This is a genomic window from Acinetobacter gerneri DSM 14967 = CIP 107464 = MTCC 9824 (assembly GCF_000368565.1).
Classification (GTDB): domain Bacteria; phylum Pseudomonadota; class Gammaproteobacteria; order Pseudomonadales; family Moraxellaceae; genus Acinetobacter; species Acinetobacter gerneri.
Genome location: NZ_KB849537.1, coordinates 93534 through 108699, shown reverse-complemented (window position 1 = coordinate 108699; position 15166 = coordinate 93534). Strand labels below are relative to the sequence as shown.

Annotated in this window: 11 protein-coding genes; 3 read left to right on the top strand and 8 right to left on the bottom strand. The window is 39.5% G+C overall.

Annotated elements, in window-relative coordinates; translation table 11 throughout:
• Positions 1–4: 4 nt before the first annotated feature.
• Entirely contained in the window at positions 5–2899 is a 2895-nt protein-coding gene (locus tag F960_RS02255) for a valine--tRNA ligase (protein ID WP_004856928.1), read from the bottom strand.
• Positions 2900–3076: 177 nt separating this feature from the next.
• Between F960_RS02255 and F960_RS02250 the strand changes: the two genes are divergently transcribed.
• The 3 genes from F960_RS02250 to F960_RS02240 all read left to right on the top strand — a co-directional run bounded on the left by F960_RS02250 (position 3077) and on the right by F960_RS02240 (position 5411).
• The gene (locus F960_RS02250; RefSeq protein ID WP_004856925.1) at positions 3077–3745 is read left to right on the top strand and encodes a hypothetical protein; all 669 of its coding nucleotides are present in this window, start codon (positions 3077–3079) and stop codon (positions 3743–3745) included.
• Positions 3746–3795: 50 nt separating this feature from the next.
• Entirely contained in the window at positions 3796–4593 is a 798-nt protein-coding gene (locus tag F960_RS02245; protein WP_004856922.1) for an SDR family NAD(P)-dependent oxidoreductase, read from the top strand.
• Between the two features lie 62 nt (positions 4594–4655).
• On the top strand, positions 4656–5411 hold the full coding sequence (locus tag F960_RS02240) for a PA3715 family protein (RefSeq protein ID WP_154650716.1): 756 nt from the start codon (positions 4656–4658) through the stop codon (positions 5409–5411).
• A gap of 15 nt (positions 5412–5426) precedes the next feature.
• Here the strand turns inward: F960_RS02240 and F960_RS02235 are convergent, their stop codons facing one another.
• From F960_RS02235 to F960_RS02205, 7 genes are all read right to left on the bottom strand, one after another.
• Positions 5427–5885, bottom strand: coding sequence for a YbjQ family protein (locus F960_RS02235; RefSeq protein WP_004856912.1), 459 nt, complete (start codon positions 5883–5885; stop codon positions 5427–5429).
• Between the two features lie 18 nt (positions 5886–5903).
• Positions 5904–6224: a YbjQ family protein gene (locus F960_RS02230; RefSeq protein WP_004856909.1), complete on the bottom strand. Its 321-nt coding sequence runs from the start codon at positions 6222–6224 to the stop codon at positions 5904–5906.
• A 131-nt stretch (positions 6225–6355) separates the two neighbouring features.
• A complete protein-coding gene (gene adeK, locus F960_RS02225; protein ID WP_004856906.1) occupies positions 6356–7843 on the bottom strand; it encodes a multidrug efflux RND transporter AdeIJK outer membrane channel subunit AdeK in 1488 nt (495 codons plus the stop codon).
• A complete protein-coding gene (locus F960_RS02220; RefSeq protein WP_004856904.1) occupies positions 7843–11022 on the bottom strand; it encodes an efflux RND transporter permease subunit in 3180 nt (1059 codons plus the stop codon). Before F960_RS02220 ends, adeK begins: the two co-directional genes overlap by 1 nt.
• Positions 11023–11034: 12 nt before the next feature.
• The gene (locus F960_RS02215) at positions 11035–12303 is read right to left on the bottom strand and encodes an efflux RND transporter periplasmic adaptor subunit (RefSeq protein WP_004856901.1); all 1269 of its coding nucleotides are present in this window, start codon (positions 12301–12303) and stop codon (positions 11035–11037) included.
• Positions 12304–12328: 25 nt separating this feature from the next.
• Positions 12329–12940 carry a phosphatase PAP2 family protein gene (locus tag F960_RS02210; RefSeq protein ID WP_004856897.1) on the bottom strand — a complete coding sequence of 204 codons (612 nt, stop codon included), beginning with the start codon at positions 12938–12940 and terminating at the stop codon, positions 12329–12331.
• A 158-nt stretch (positions 12941–13098) separates the two neighbouring features.
• Positions 13099–15156: a site-specific recombinase gene (locus F960_RS02205; RefSeq protein ID WP_004856894.1), complete on the bottom strand. Its 2058-nt coding sequence runs from the start codon at positions 15154–15156 to the stop codon at positions 13099–13101.
• Positions 15157–15166 lie beyond the last annotated feature (10 nt).

Below are 15166 nucleotides of genomic sequence, written 5' to 3'. Positions count from 1 at the left end.
AGCATCAAAGCGCCGCAATCTGTTCCATATTGGCTTTAATCTTGGCTAACTGGTCAGCAAACTCAGCAAGTTTTACTTTTTCACCTTCAACCACAGCAGCAGGTGCTTTTGCTACGAAACCTTCATTTGCAAGTTTAGTGGCAATTTGATCATGTTGCTTTTGTACTTTATCCAAGTCTTTTTGCAGACGACCAAGCTCAGCTTTAGGATCGATCAAACCTTTCATTGGTACAAATACAGATACATGACCAACAACACTTGAAGATGACAATGGTGGTTGTTCAGCATCATTTAGGAAAGTAATGCTTTCAACTTTAGCCAATGCTTTAAACAATGGTTCGATACGAGCAATCTGTGCTTTTTCGGCATCAGTTGTGTTTTGAAGTAATACTGGAAGTAAACGAGCATTACCTAAGCCCATTTCACCACGGATATTACGTACTGCACCAATCAAACCTTGGAGCCATTGCATATCAGCTTCAGCTTGATCATTGAGTTTGTCTTGCTCAACTTCAGGATAAGCCGCAGTCATGATGGTGTCACCACCTTTACCAATCATTGGTGCAAGCGTTTGCCAGATTTCTTCAGTTAAGAATGGCATGATTGGATGTGCTAAACGAAGTGAAGCTTCCATCACTGCTAAAAGTACACGACGAACTTCAGCTTTACGTTCATTTGAAACGTCTGGATCATTTAGAACTGGTTTGGTCAATTCTACATACCAGTCACAGTATTCATTCCAGATAAAGTCATAGATCGCTTGAGCTGCAAGGTCAAGACGATATGTATCAAATGCTTGATGAACGGCTTGAACAGCTTTTTGCAAACGGCTCACGATCCATTGTTCTGGAAGTTCCCAAAGATCAGGACGTGCAGTTTGACCGACTTCTTGACCTTCAACATTCATCAGAACGAAGCGTGTTGCATTCCAAATCTTGTTACAGAAGTTACGGTAACCTTCAACACGTTTCATATCAAATTTGATATCACGACCAGTGTTGGCAAGGGCACAGAAAGTGAAACGAACTGCGTCAGTACCATAGGCTTGGATGCCTTCTGGGAACTCTTTACGTGTTGATTTTTCGATCTTAGCTGCTTGTTTTGGATTCATCAAACCTGTGGTACGTTTTTGTACCAAAGTTTCTAGATCTACACCGTCAATTAAATCTAATGGGTCAAGTACGTTACCTTTAGATTTCGACATTTTTTGACCTTCACCATCACGAACCAAGCCGTGTACGTAAACAGTCTTAAATGGAACTTGTGATGTGCCATCTTCATTTTTCATAAAATGAAGCGTCATCATGATCATACGGGCAACCCAGAAGAAAATGATGTCAAAACCTGTTACCAACACATCAGTTGGATGGAAGGTATTGAGGAAATAGTTTTCCGCATCTTTCTTCGCATCGCCAGTCCATCCTAAAGTTGAGAATGTCCAAAGCGCAGATGAGAACCAAGTATCGAGTACATCTTCGTCTTGTTTTAATTCAACTGACGCTGCAATGTTGTTTTCACGACGAACTTCTTCTTCGTTACGACCGACATAAACATTGCCTTCAGCATCATACCAAGCAGGGATACGATGACCCCACCAAAGTTGACGTGAAATACACCAGTCTTGGATATTGTTCATCCAAGCCATATACATGTTGGTATATTGTTCAGGAATAAATTTAATTTCACCATCTTTTACTGCTTTGATCGCAGGTTCAGCAAGTGGTGCAATTTTTACATACCATTGATCGGTTAAAAGTGGTTCAACGATCACACCTGAACGGTCACCACGAGGTGGTTTCAAGGTATAAGGTTGAATTTGATCTAACCAACCTTCAGCTTCAGCCTGTTCTACCAATTTTTTACGTGCAGCAAAACGTTCTAAACCAGCATATTCATCAGGTGCTGGGATGGTTTTAGAAATTTGTTCGCCAGCTTTCGCGATATATTCAAACTCAGCCAAAATTTCGGCATTTTTGTTGAAGATATTGATAATCGGCAATGCACAGCGTTTGCCCACTTCATAGTCATTAAAGTCATGGGCAGGGGTGATTTTCACACAGCCTGTACCAAATTCTTTATCAACATATTCATCTTTTACGATCGCAACACTACGACCTGTAATAGGAAGGATAATGTTTTTACCAACTAGATTTGCATAACGCTCATCATCAAGTGCAACCGCTACAGCTGTATCACCGAGTAAGGTTTCAGGACGAGTTGTTGCAACAACGATATAATCTTTACCGTCATGGGTACGTAGTGACTTATCTTCAAAGAAATATTTGAAGTGCCACAATGAACCTTGTTCTTCTTTATCAGACTCAACTTCGAGATCAGAAAGCGCTGTTTGTAATTTTGGATCCCAGTTTACAAGGCGTTTACCACGGTAAATCAAACCTTCACTGTGCAAGCGTACAAAGACTTCTTTTACAGCATTTGAAAGACCTTCATCCATGGTAAAGCGTTCGCGTGACCAGTCTACACTTGAACCTAAACGACGGATTTGACGGGTAATATTACCGCCAGATTGTTCTTTCCATTCCCAAACTTTGTCGATGAATTTTTCACGGCCAAGATCATGACGGCTGACATTTTGTGCACCGAGTTGACGTTCAACAACCATTTGCGTTGCGATACCCGCATGGTCAGTACCCGGTTGCCACAAAGTGTTGCGACCAGACATACGGTTGAAGCGAGTCAAAGCATCCATGATGGCATTGTTGAAACCATGACCCATGTGCAAACTACCAGTGACGTTTGGTGGCGGAATCATGATACAGAATGAATCGCCCTGACCAGATGGCTTGAAGTAGCCATTGTCTTCCCAAGTCTTGTACCATTTTTTTTCGATCTCAGTAGGATCGTAGGTCGTAGCAATATTTTGCGCAGAATCAGTCATAGTAAAAACTAAATTAAAAGTGAATAAAAAATTGCATCTATTGTAGCAAAAAAAATATAGCTTTAGGGATGTAAAGCAAATGCATTATTTGAACAAATAAGACACAATGAAGCCCGTAATCGCAGTTTAATTAGAACAATCGCTTAAAAAATAAGATTTTAATAAAGGAATACGTCCATGAGTCAAACCATCGCTCTAAAAATTTCACCACAAACCTATCAACAATTTAAAGCGATTCATCAAAAATTAAATCAAGGAGAAACACAGAGCTTAGCCAAACCTCTAGGTGAAAATTTGGCTGATATTTCATGTGAAGTGATTGATCAAGTATTCGGTGAAATGGTTCGCTCAGCCAATAGTACGGATAAAGAATCAGAAAAGACCATTAAGCAAGTCCTTGATACTTTGAAGAAATATATGCCTTGGTCGGTTTCATTTTTTGGTAATGAACGTTTGACTCCGATGGTCAATTATCTAAACGACTGGATCTATGATAAAGATGGACAAAATTATATTTCATATCAAGTGGATAATGCCCTGATCACTGAGTTGTTAGGCTGTGCTGAAAAGATGAAAGAGGGGAATAATCATTTTATCAAACCCGCATTGAAAGCCTTTACTCAAGTGGTTGATGAGGGTGTTACAAGTTTGATCCGTGAACCCAAAAAAATGTTGAAATTCAATCTGGTGATCGACAAAACGCTGAATGGTGTGATCAATGTGACCACCCAATTAGGCTATAAGCGTTTCGACAAACTCGGTACGATGTATGATGCTCAGACTATTAGCCGATATTTTGATCATTTTATGGTGTTTTTAGACAGTGGTTCTCAAAGCAAGTCATAACATTTAGAATAGATCATCAAATTTTAAAAACGATTTGCGGGATTATATTCATGGAAAGTATTGAAAATAAAGTTGTTTGGGTAACAGGTGCTTCTTCTGGTTTAGGTAAGGCTTTGGCTGCCGAATTTGCATTGCAAGGTGCAGAAGTGATTTTAAGTGCCCGTCGTTTTGATGAGCTTGAAAATGTAAGAGTGGGCTTACTCAATGCTGACAGACATATTTCAATTGCGATGGATATCACTGACGAATCACAAGTTATGCATGCCTATGAGCAAGTGTTGGCAAAGAAAGGGCGAATTGACCTTTTGATCAATAATGCAGGACTGAGTCAGCGTGCTTTGATTAGTGAAACAACCATGCTGACAGAACGTACGATCATGGAAGTGGATTATTTTTCTCAAGTCTTTTTGACCAAGACTGTTTTACCGACTTTCTTAAAGCAAAAATCAGGTCGTATTGTGTTTGTATCAAGTGTTGCTGGTTTATTGGGTACGCAATATCGTGCTTCATATTCTGCGGCAAAAGCAGCGATTCACATGTGGGCGAACAGTTTGCGTGCTGAAGTTGCTGATCAGGGCGTAAATGTTTCAGTGATTTTTCCGGGCTTTGTCAAAACCAATGTATCGATCAATGCTTTAAATGGAGAAGGTAAAGCACAAGGTTATGATAATGATGCAACTGCCAATGGACTTAAAGCAGGCGAATTTGCTCAGCAAGCCATAAAAGCTTTGGCGAATGGTGAAGAATTTATCGTGATCGGTGGCAAAAAAGAAAAACTAGGTGTTTTAGTTTCACGTTTTTCGCCAAGTACTTTGTATAAAATGATTCGGAAAATGAAAGTCAAATAAGGATCAAGCCATTTTCCTGATTTGAGCTGAGTTGAGTATATTTCATGTATGCAAAGCAAAAAATGAGATTCAAAATCGGTATTTTTTTATCGTGTATAATTTCATCTCTTTGTTTTGCAAACACGATTTGTCCGAGTGAAAGTCAAATTGAACAGCTTTTAAAACAAAAACATCTTAGTCTTCATTTTGATTCAAATTATTTGTCTTGTAAGGTTTTGCCGAATAATCCAAATCAGGTTGTTATTGCTTATGCAGAGGAAATCGACACTGAACAAGATCAGGAACCAAGTGATTTTCAACTTACTTTTTTAACATTAGATGCTACAACACTTCGCGTTCTCGATATTTATCCTGTGAAAAATCGCTTAGTTTCCGATGCAATTGAATTGGAGTCTATTGCATTGGATATGGCGAATTATGCAGTTTCAGAAAATAAAAATTTGGTCGGCATCCGTGCAAATTATATGGGTCGTTCACAACCCAATCCATATTCGACAACTTTGCTCAATTTATATGATCTTCAAAATAAAAAACAATTTCTAGATGGTCTAGTGGTAAAGCAATACACTGCGGAAACAGATACACGCTGTAATGCAAATATAGAAAAAAGAAATTCTATTTTAATCATGCAAAAGAACAAAACGAATCAATATTTCGATATCAAAGTACAAAGTAAAATTGATCAATATAAAATGAGTGGGACGAGTGAAGATTGCAAAGAGTCTAAACATCACTATTCACAGCAGAGCTTTTTATTGAAATATAGTGATGCTCATTATCAAATCCCCCAAAATTTCAAAGATAAATATCAGTACTGACAGAGCAGATCCTAGCTAATTTTTATTTTTCTTAATTGCCGTTCCGTATGCGATGACTTCTAGCATTTGTCCATTTGCCGTGATGGATGATGTTTCAAATCTGAGTCCTAAAATTTCATCATAACCCAAGGATGCCGCTTGCTTTTTTAGTCGAATCAATACTTCACGGCGCGCACGATCTGCAACGATTTCATAGCCATCCAAAGGTTGCCCGAGCATTTCTGGGATTTGTGCTAAAGAAGACCGAAAGTAGTCGATAGAGAGTGCGATATTGCTCACTACAAGTTGGCCTTTTTGATCTGAAGTTTGAAATTTGTGAGTGCTGACTGTGATTTTAGAAAAGTGTTGTTCATCAATCTCTAATTGATCTAAATGCTTTTGTTCACGTTTTTTCCAAAACATCCAACCAAACAAAAATTTTAGGATTGATTTGGTGTATTTATAATAATCTTCAAAATCTAAGTTAAATATCATAGTATTTTTATTTTATTCCTAAATTTCTTCTACCTTTACAGCTGTACCATAAACCAATATCTCTGAGGCTTGAGCCACAATATTTGCGGTTGAAAAACGGATGCCAACGATTGCATTTGCACCGAGTTCTGCTGCTTTTTTTATCATGCGTTGCATAGCTTCATTGCGTGCTTCTTCTAAAAGTTCAGTGTATTCGGTGAGTTCACCACCAATAATATTTTTCAGTCCAGCAAAAGCATCTTGGATAAAATCTTTACTTTGTACGGTGTTTCCTGAAACGAGACCAAATTGTTGGATTATGCGGTGACCCGGCATTGATTCGAGATTACTGAGTTGCATTCTGATGTCTATGTGTTGTTGTTATGCGATTAACAATATGAAAAAAAGCCAAAGAAAGCAATTTGTTTGTTTTATTCGGTCGTAAAAAAACCCGCCGAAGCGGGTTTTTTATCTACGTATACAAGATCGGTTTATTGATTTTGCGCACGTTGTTGTGAACTTTGACCACCGTGGAACTTCACGTCTTCAGTAGAAGCAGGGTAGACATGGTTGTCAGAAGTATTCACTTTTACACCGCCACCAAGTGCTTTATACAATTCAACTTGGTTGTTCAAATCTGCTTGTTCAAGCAATAACAAACCTTGTTCTGCTGAATAAGAAGAACGCTGTGCATCGAGTACAGATAAGTAGTTATCAATACCTGCACGGAAACGGGCATTTGAAAGTTTGTAAGCTGTATTAGTTGCATCAACTAGACGACGTTGTGCAGACAGACGATCACCAATATTATTACGTGTTGCTAATGCATCATTTACATCACGGAATGCTGACTGGATAGATTTTTCGTAGTTAGCAAGTGCGATTTTCTGATCAGTTTCAGAAATCTTCACATTGGCACGACGAGTACCCCAGTCAAAAATAGGCACATCTAGACTTGGACCAACAGACCACAAGAACGAACCTGATTTAAACAAATCGCTTAAATCACGTGATGCATAACCTAGATTACCAGTCAAGCTGATGGTCGGGAACAGTTGAGCTTTAGCAGCACCGATGTTTGCACCCGCAGCAGAAAGTTGATATTCCGCAGTTTTAACGTCTGGACGATTATTCAATAAATCACTTGGTAAGCCTGCGCTTAAAGTTGATTGATTGGTAATGCGTGTTACACGTTGTTTCGGCAATAAGTTTTCTGGAACAGGTTGACCCACAAGTAAATTGAGCAAGTTTTGTGCTTGAGCAACTTGAGTTTTGTAGTTCGCTACATCATTACGAGCTGTTTCTACAGAAATCTGTGCTTGGCGTACTGTCAATTCATTATCAATACCCACATCAAAACGTTTTTTGTTGAGGCTGTAGGCATCAAGTTGTGATTTCAGCGTTTGATCTGCAAGTCTAAGTTGAGAGCTTGCAAAAGCATAATTTAACCAAGCTTCTGTCACTTGACCAACCAAACTGATTTGAGTTGAGTCACGTGAAGCTTGAGTCGCTAAATAGGTGTCTAATGCATTGTCTTTTAAGCTGCGTACACGACCCCAAAAATCCAACTCATAAGCCGTTACGCCTAGACCAACTTGATAAGTTGAATATGGATTGTTTGGATTAGTCGTTGGGCTTACTTGACGAAGCACACTACCACTCGCACCAATCGTAGGTAACTGATTATTTTCAGTAATTTGGTATTGTTGCTGAGCTTTTTGGATATTTAAAGCAGCGACACGTAAATCACGGTTATTTTCTAATGAAAGATCAATAACTTGTAAAAGTCGCGGATCAGAGAAGAAGTTTTTATAACCTTCTTCAGCAATAGATGTTCCAGAAGCGTTCGCCGTATAGCTCGTTGGAATGTCAGCTTTTACAACCGGTTCTGGCCCACGCATGCTTTGGCAGGCAGCCAAAGCAAGCGCAAGTGCAGATACCGCAATGCTACGACCTGTAATAGACCATAAATTTTGCATCACGATGTTTGCTCCTGATTATTTGTATTCTTAGGTTTGTATTTAAAGATACTACGAATCCATACGAAGAACACTGGAATAAAGAAGATCCCTAAGAATGTTGAAGTTAATACCCCACCGATAACACCAATACCCACTGAGTTCTGGCTACCAGCACCAGCACCATTTGAGATTGCCATTGGTAATACACCTAGACCAAATGCAAGTGTTGTCATCACAATTGGACGTAAACGCATTTTAGCGGCATGCATTGTAGCTTCAAACAGTTCTTCACCTTTTTCCTGAAGCTCTTTCGCAAACTCTACAATCAAGATCGCATTTTTCGCGGACAAACCAATCACCGCAATCATTGCCACCTTAAAGTAAATGTTATTAGAAAGGTTCGGATTTTTTAAGAGTATCATACTGAGATAAGTTAATGATACCGCACCGAGTAGACCTAATGGTACAACCAACATTACAGATACAGGGATAGACCAGCTTTCATAAAGTGCTGCCAAACATAGGAATACGATAAGTAATGACATAAGGTAAATTGCAGCACCTTGTTCACCAGCTTCACGTTCTTCTAATGATAATCCAGTCCATTCATAGCTAAAGCCTGGTAAGCCCATAGATGGAAGTTTTTGCATAATCTCTTCCATTGCAAGCATTGCATCACCAGAACTTGCACCTTGTCCTGTAGAACCTTGGATGTTTATTGAAGAAACGCCGTTATAGCGTTCTAGACGAGGTGAACCGTAAGCCCATTGACCAGTTGCAAATGTAGAGAATGGAACCATCGTACCTTGCTTGTTACGTACATACCACTTACTTAAATCTTCAGGCATCATGCGTGAGTTTGATTCACCTTGTAAATAAACTTTCTTAATACGACCGCGGTCAATAAAGTCATTTACATATGAACCACCCCAAGCAACACTCATGGTTGTATTGATATCAGCAAGACTCACACCCATTGCACCAGCCGCAGCTTGGTCAATTGAGATTTTGTATTGCGGAGTATCTTCCATACCATTTGGACGAACTGCTGCAAGACGTTTGTCTTTAGAAGCCATACCTAAGATAGCATTACGTGCAGCAAGAAGCTTTTCATGACCTTGACCATCAGCATCTTTCAACATGAAGTCAAACCCTTGGCTGACACCAAGTTCAGGCATTGCAGGAAGCTGTAATGGATAAATCATAGCAGCATCTTTAACCATTACATTTAGCGCCATTGCTCGTTGAACAATTGAACCAATTTTAGATTCTGCTGTTTTACGATCTTTCCAGTCTTTCAAGTTGATAAAGGCAAGACCTTGGTTTTGACCCATACCTGTAAATGAGAAGCCTGAAACTGTAAATACGCCCTCAACAGTATCTTTTTCCTTACCTCTAAAATACTTATCGATTGAATCCATGGTTTGGTTGGTTCGTTCGAGTGAGGCATTCGGTGGTAACTGAACTAAGGTAAAGAGTACACCTTGGTCTTCGTCAGGTAAGAACGATGTAGGCATCAATTTTAAAACGCCTAGGAAGCCTGCAATAACAACCACATAAAGAATTCCAGAGAAAAACTTATTGTGGGTCATGCGGTTTACACCGTTTTGATATTTGACCGAGGTTTTTTCAAACTTATCGTTAAACCATCTAAAGAAACGTGCAAAGATGTTATTGCTAGGAGTTTTGTTTGGATCATGTTGTTTCAAGATCGTTGCACAAAGCGCTGGGGTAAATGTCATTGCTACGATCAATGATAAAATCATTGCAGTTACAAGAGTAACCGAGAACTGACGATAAATAACCCCAGTAGTACCACCAAAGAAAGCCATTGGTACGAATACCGCAGTCAATACACTGGTCATACCCACCAAAGCACCCGTAATTTGATGCATGGAGTCTTCGGTTGCCTTAACAGGATCACTGTGCTCTTCTTGCATGATACGTTCGACGTTTTCCACGACGACGATTGCATCATCGACCAGAAGACCAATCGCCAGAACCATCGCAAACATGGTTAAGGTGTTGATCGAGAATCCAAAGAGATTGATCACGGCAAATGTACCGAGTACAACCACAGGTACAGCTAATGTTGGAATAATAGTCGCACGCCAGTTCTGTAAGAACAGGAACATTACAAAGAATACGAGAATAATCGCTTCAACAAGCGTATGAATTACGTTTTCGATTGAAATTTTAACGAACGGCGTACTATCGAAAGCAACTTTATCTTTCAAACCAGCTGGGTAAGTTGGACGAAGTTTTTCTAAAGCAGCTTCTACATTTTTCGCAGTATCTAAGGCGTTAGCACCTGTAGATAGACGAATTGCAATACCACCAGCAGGATGGCCATTATATTTAGAGTCAAACTGATAGTTGTCTGAACCCAATTCAACACGAGCGACATCACGGATGCGAACTTGTGCGCCATCAGTTGAATTTTTAAGGAAAATATTTTCAAACTGTTCTGGTTTTTGCAACAAGCTTTGCGCATTTACAGTCGCATTGATGACTTGACCTTGGGTAGAAGGCGCACCACCTAATTGACCGACAGCAACCTGAGCATTTTGTGCTGAGATTGCACTTGAAACGTCGGCAGGGGTGAGTTGATAAGTATTTAACTTGGCAGGATCAAGCCAGATACGCATGGCATATTGACCACCAAATACTTGTACTTCACCTACACCTGCAACACGGCTAAGCGGATCTTTGATGTTGGCATTTACATAATCTGTAATGTCATTTTTATCAAGTGAACCATCTGGTGAATAGAATGCTACAACTTGTAAGAAGCTGGCACCCGATTTTTGGATGGTTACACCTTGACGCTGTACATCATTTGGCAAAGAAGCCATTGCAGTTTGAAGTTTGTTTTGAACTTGTACTTGCGCAATGTTGGCATCTACACCTTGGTTAAAGTTCACAGCAATAGATGCTTGACCGTTTGCAGAGCTTTGCGAGCTAATATAACGCAAACCATCTAGACCGTTCATTTGCTGTTCTATGACCTGAGTTACTGTATTTTCAACAGTATCAGCAGATGCACCCGGATAGTTCGCAGTAATTGAGATCTTCGGCGGTGCAATTGTCGGGAATTGAGCAATAGGCATGTTTGTTAGTGAGATAATCCCCGCTAACATAATAACTAATGCAATCACCCACGCAAAAATGGGGCGATGAATAAAAAATTGAGCCATTCAGTCTACCCCTTATGCATGTGAAGTAGCTTTTTGTTCAGTTTGTGGTTTTGCATTTTCTGCAGGTTGAGCCGCATTTTTTTGTTGAGCTGCCGCAGGGTTAGTGCCCTGAGGTGCTTCAGCTTTTGGTTGATAAGGTTTAGCATTAACTTGCTGACCTTCTTTAACCTTAGCAACGCCATCAACAACGATCTTATCACCCGGATTTAAGCCTTTGGTTACGATCCAGTTTTGACCTTGAGTACCAGAGGTTTCAATCAAACGCGTTTCCAAAATACCTTTAGCATTCACTACAAATACAGATGCTTGACCAGTAGGAGTACGTGTCACAGCGATTTGAGGAATTAAATACGCACTTGGAATCACACCTTGCACAATCTGAGCAGTTGCATACATACCCGGAAGTAATAAGTGGTTCGGGTTAGCAAAAACGGCACGAACAGTGATGGTACCTGTATCTTGGTTTACGCTTGCATCAGAAAATGCAAGATTACCTTCGATTGGATAATAACTACCATCATCAAGTTTTAAGCGAACTTTAGTATTGTTACTACGGTCAATGCTACCTTTACTCAATTGTTGACGTAAACGAAGCAATTCAGAGCTTGATTGATTGATATCAACGTAAATTGGATCTAATTGTTGAACTGTTACCAATGGATCAGCTTGACTAGCGGTAACTAAAGCACCAGCAGTGAAGTTTGAACGACCTGATTGACCAGAAATTGGAGAACGAACAGTAGAATAACCTAAGTTGATTTGTGCATTTTTAACAGCAGCTTGAGCAGCAGCAACACTTGCTTCACCCTGTTTAACTTGGGCTACTAGGTCATCGTACTCTTGCTTAGACACTGCGTTGATGCCAATCAATTGACGATAACGATTAGTTTTTACACGAAGCGCATTCAAATTTGCTTGTTGATTAAGTAAATCTGCTTTAGCACTGTCCAAGTTCGCATTGTTGGTTCTAGAGTCAATCTCATATAGAGCCTGACCTTCGCGAACATAACTCCCTTCAGCAAATAAACGTTTCAAAATTACACCATTGGTTTGAGGGCGTACTTCTGAAATTTGATAAGCTGTGGTTCTACCTGAGAGTTCAACAGACTGTTCAACACTTTGTGGTTGCGCAACAATGACCCCAACTTCTGTTGGAGGCATTTTTTGCTGAGCAGCTGCGTCTTGCCCTGCTTTAGGATCTTTGCTACAACCAACAAGTGCGATACTTGTTGCTAATGTGCAAGCAGTAAGGGCTGGTGCCCAGAGCTTTGCCGACATCATTATTCCACCTCGTTTAGATTTTTATCTAAAAATATTTTGTTTTGCCAAACTCACTATGCGATATCCAAATCTTTAAAATCGCGATCCAAATAAGGCCAATACTCCATCCAGCCAGTACATCAGTAGGAAAATGAGCACCAAGATAAACTCTTGAAAATCCCATACACAGCCACCATAAACAAGCTAGAGACATAATCAATTTAGCGTAAGAATGTTTATAAAAAATAAACATGACTAAACATGCCAATGCCATTGCATAGATACTGTGAGCACTAGGAAATGATGCACCATAAACGTGCACCATCTGATATTGAATATCAGGGCGTGGACGATCAATCAAATACTTCAGCGCCCAACCCACACTCGCACTTCCTAAAATACCACTGCAAATAAACGCAATATTTAAATATCTTTTATACCAAGCTTGGTAAATACACCATAACGCTATGATCATTAACGTTGCGGGTAATCCTCCAACAGTGGACAGGCTTAATGCGATTGGATCTAAAATTTCTAGTCGATGAGCACTGAGCCACGTGACCGAGAAAATATCAAATCTATGCATCCAAGGATTGAGCAAGCCAAAACAACTTAACCCGAGTCCAATACAGCCTAAGAGTATGAGAACATACGGCATAGGGATGACCTTGTCATTAATCTCGCTAAACTGGATTAAATTCTGTGCTAAAGTGTACTTGTCAGTACACTTTTTTTCAAGTCACGTATAAATGTACGTTTAATATTAATATATTTTGGCAAAATGTATATTCTTCGCACAAAAGATAACAAAATTGACTATTTCTTCACTTTATGCGCAAGAATATGATCTTCATCAATTTCCACAGGCTGTTTAGGCGGCCAGAAAAAATCTATTGGACGGGTGACAAAATGAGTAAGAACAAGCTTAGCCAAAGGTTTCCATTGTTCAAAACGTACGCGTCTCGCACGTAAGGCTACGATTACAGTAAGCGTAAAACTTACAAATAAGTTGGTCAAACCAATCAGTAAGACGCCTAAAAAAGATACAAAAATGATGCCAAAGTCAGGTGTACCATTCATACAGATCAGACCTTGCATAAAGTTCGCTGATGCAAAGGCAATATGACGAATATCAATTGGCAAGCCAAGGATAAACCCAAGCGTTCCCATGCTACCTAACATGATACCAAAGAGAAAATTACCCGCGAGAGCGCCTAGATTACGTTCAATATAATTAGAAAATTTGTTTAATTTGTCTTGTCCTAACCAAATTTTCAATTTTGGATGTGCTTTAAGTCGAGGACCTATTTTGCGATAAACCGCCATATTGTCGAAATAACCAGCGATCAAACCTGATAAAAATAGACAGACACCTGCAATGGCTGCGTGAAAAATAGCCAAAGATGTAAAGGGATTGAGACTATGTAACAGAGCATCGGCTTTGGCATGACTTAATAGCGGCTCATTCATTAACCATTGCCAGAGCAGTGTAATCAATGCTGCTGTTGGAATAGCAATGGAAATATTCCCTAAAATCGCAATAAACTGAGTCCGAATAATATTGATAATCAGTGAGGCAAGTTCAGCAATCTGGGCATTTTTAGAACCCTTTTGATGCTGAACAGTTGAAGCAAGTGCTGCCGCCGTCATAGCTGGTTGTTTGGTTGCAACTGTAAAGTGCAACACATGGATCAGCATAAAACCCAAAGAATAATTCATGCTGTACAAAAATGCCTGCATCAATGGCGCGAGTACCAAACGTCCAGCTAATACTTTTAAGCTCGACATGATGGCGATAATGACACCAGCTCCCGCAGCAGCTTTATACATGCCAAAGAAGCCTTGCTTATCCGTGCTTACATAGTGCTCGCCTGTTTTACTTGCATTTTCAGTCACTTGTAAGGCGATAAGTTCGCTATTATTGCTGAGCAATGCACGTACACTATTTTCACTATAATGTGCATCAACCAAATCACAGATCAATTCAGAGATTGATTGGTAACGGATTTGGTTTTCTTCTACCATGATATTGATCAACAATTCGATACGATCAAGACATTGTTCAAGTAAAGAAAGCAAATAAGTTAAACTTAGACTGACACCAATACGACGGACTGCTCGGCGTGTTTTTAAAACCAATTCACGACATTGTTCAATCATGACCAAAGCTTGATCGGCATCGACGATCGCTTCTTGTTCATGAGGGGAAATTATTTCTCGATGTATTTTTTTGTATTGTTCAATAAATTCTACAATTTCACGATTTTGAACCAGAAAAGGGGATTCATATTCTTGTAAAACAGGTTGTGCATTGATAAATTCTGGATAAAGACCAATACCACTAATACGATAAGACAAAACCGTAATGGCTTTGATCATTTCGCGTTTGATACCCAATTTTGCTTCTTGAAAATTACGACTTTGATCAAGCAGTTGTAAAAGCTGGATCCAATCACTCTTTTCGATATTTTCTAACCAATACTGGTCATTTTTATCATGAAAAGCGAGTCCAACCAGTGATTCAAGTTTTGAATCATCATGAAGTAATGGCAAAAAATGCGCGCCGATACGTTGACCGAGCTGATTCCAAAAACCATCCAAAGACAAAATACCACTATCAGCATATAAATTGGCTTGCTTATAGTGGTTCATGAGTTTGAGAATATAGCCATTAAAACTAAAAATGGCGTTGGGTGTAATCAGAAGTGCTTGAATCAGTGCTTGAAATTTCTCATGAATTTCATGGTGATCTCTACTGTCTGTTGGTCTTATTCTATTAATTAACTCGATAATAATATTGGCATCTGGATCAGCTTGAACGGATTCAAGCTGATCTTGCATTTTGAGAAAGAGATCATTGAAATTTATATGCATAAGCAATGTT

What these genes read in the sequence shown, in the direction of transcription:
- F960_RS02255 (WP_004856928.1), bottom strand. Translation starts at nt 2,899, where the DNA reads ATGACTGATTCTGCGCAAAATATTGCTACGACCTACGATCCTACTGAG.
- F960_RS02250 (WP_004856925.1), top strand. Translation starts at nt 3,077, where the DNA reads ATGAGTCAAACCATCGCTCTAAAAATTTCACCACAAACCTATCAACAA.
- F960_RS02245 (WP_004856922.1), top strand. Translation starts at nt 3,796, where the DNA reads ATGGAAAGTATTGAAAATAAAGTTGTTTGGGTAACAGGTGCTTCTTCT.
- F960_RS02240 (WP_154650716.1), top strand. Translation starts at nt 4,656, where the DNA reads ATGAGATTCAAAATCGGTATTTTTTTATCGTGTATAATTTCATCTCTT.
- F960_RS02235 (WP_004856912.1), bottom strand. Translation starts at nt 5,885, where the DNA reads ATGATATTTAACTTAGATTTTGAAGATTATTATAAATACACCAAATCA.
- F960_RS02230 (WP_004856909.1), bottom strand. Translation starts at nt 6,224, where the DNA reads ATGCAACTCAGTAATCTCGAATCAATGCCGGGTCACCGCATAATCCAA.
- adeK (WP_004856906.1), bottom strand. Translation starts at nt 7,843, where the DNA reads ATGCAAAATTTATGGTCTATTACAGGTCGTAGCATTGCGGTATCTGCA.
- F960_RS02220 (WP_004856904.1), bottom strand. Translation starts at nt 11,022, where the DNA reads ATGGCTCAATTTTTTATTCATCGCCCCATTTTTGCGTGGGTGATTGCA.
- F960_RS02215 (WP_004856901.1), bottom strand. Translation starts at nt 12,303, where the DNA reads ATGATGTCGGCAAAGCTCTGGGCACCAGCCCTTACTGCTTGCACATTA.
- F960_RS02210 (WP_004856897.1), bottom strand. Translation starts at nt 12,940, where the DNA reads ATGCCGTATGTTCTCATACTCTTAGGCTGTATTGGACTCGGGTTAAGT.
- F960_RS02205 (WP_004856894.1), bottom strand. Translation starts at nt 15,156, where the DNA reads ATGCATATAAATTTCAATGATCTCTTTCTCAAAATGCAAGATCAGCTT.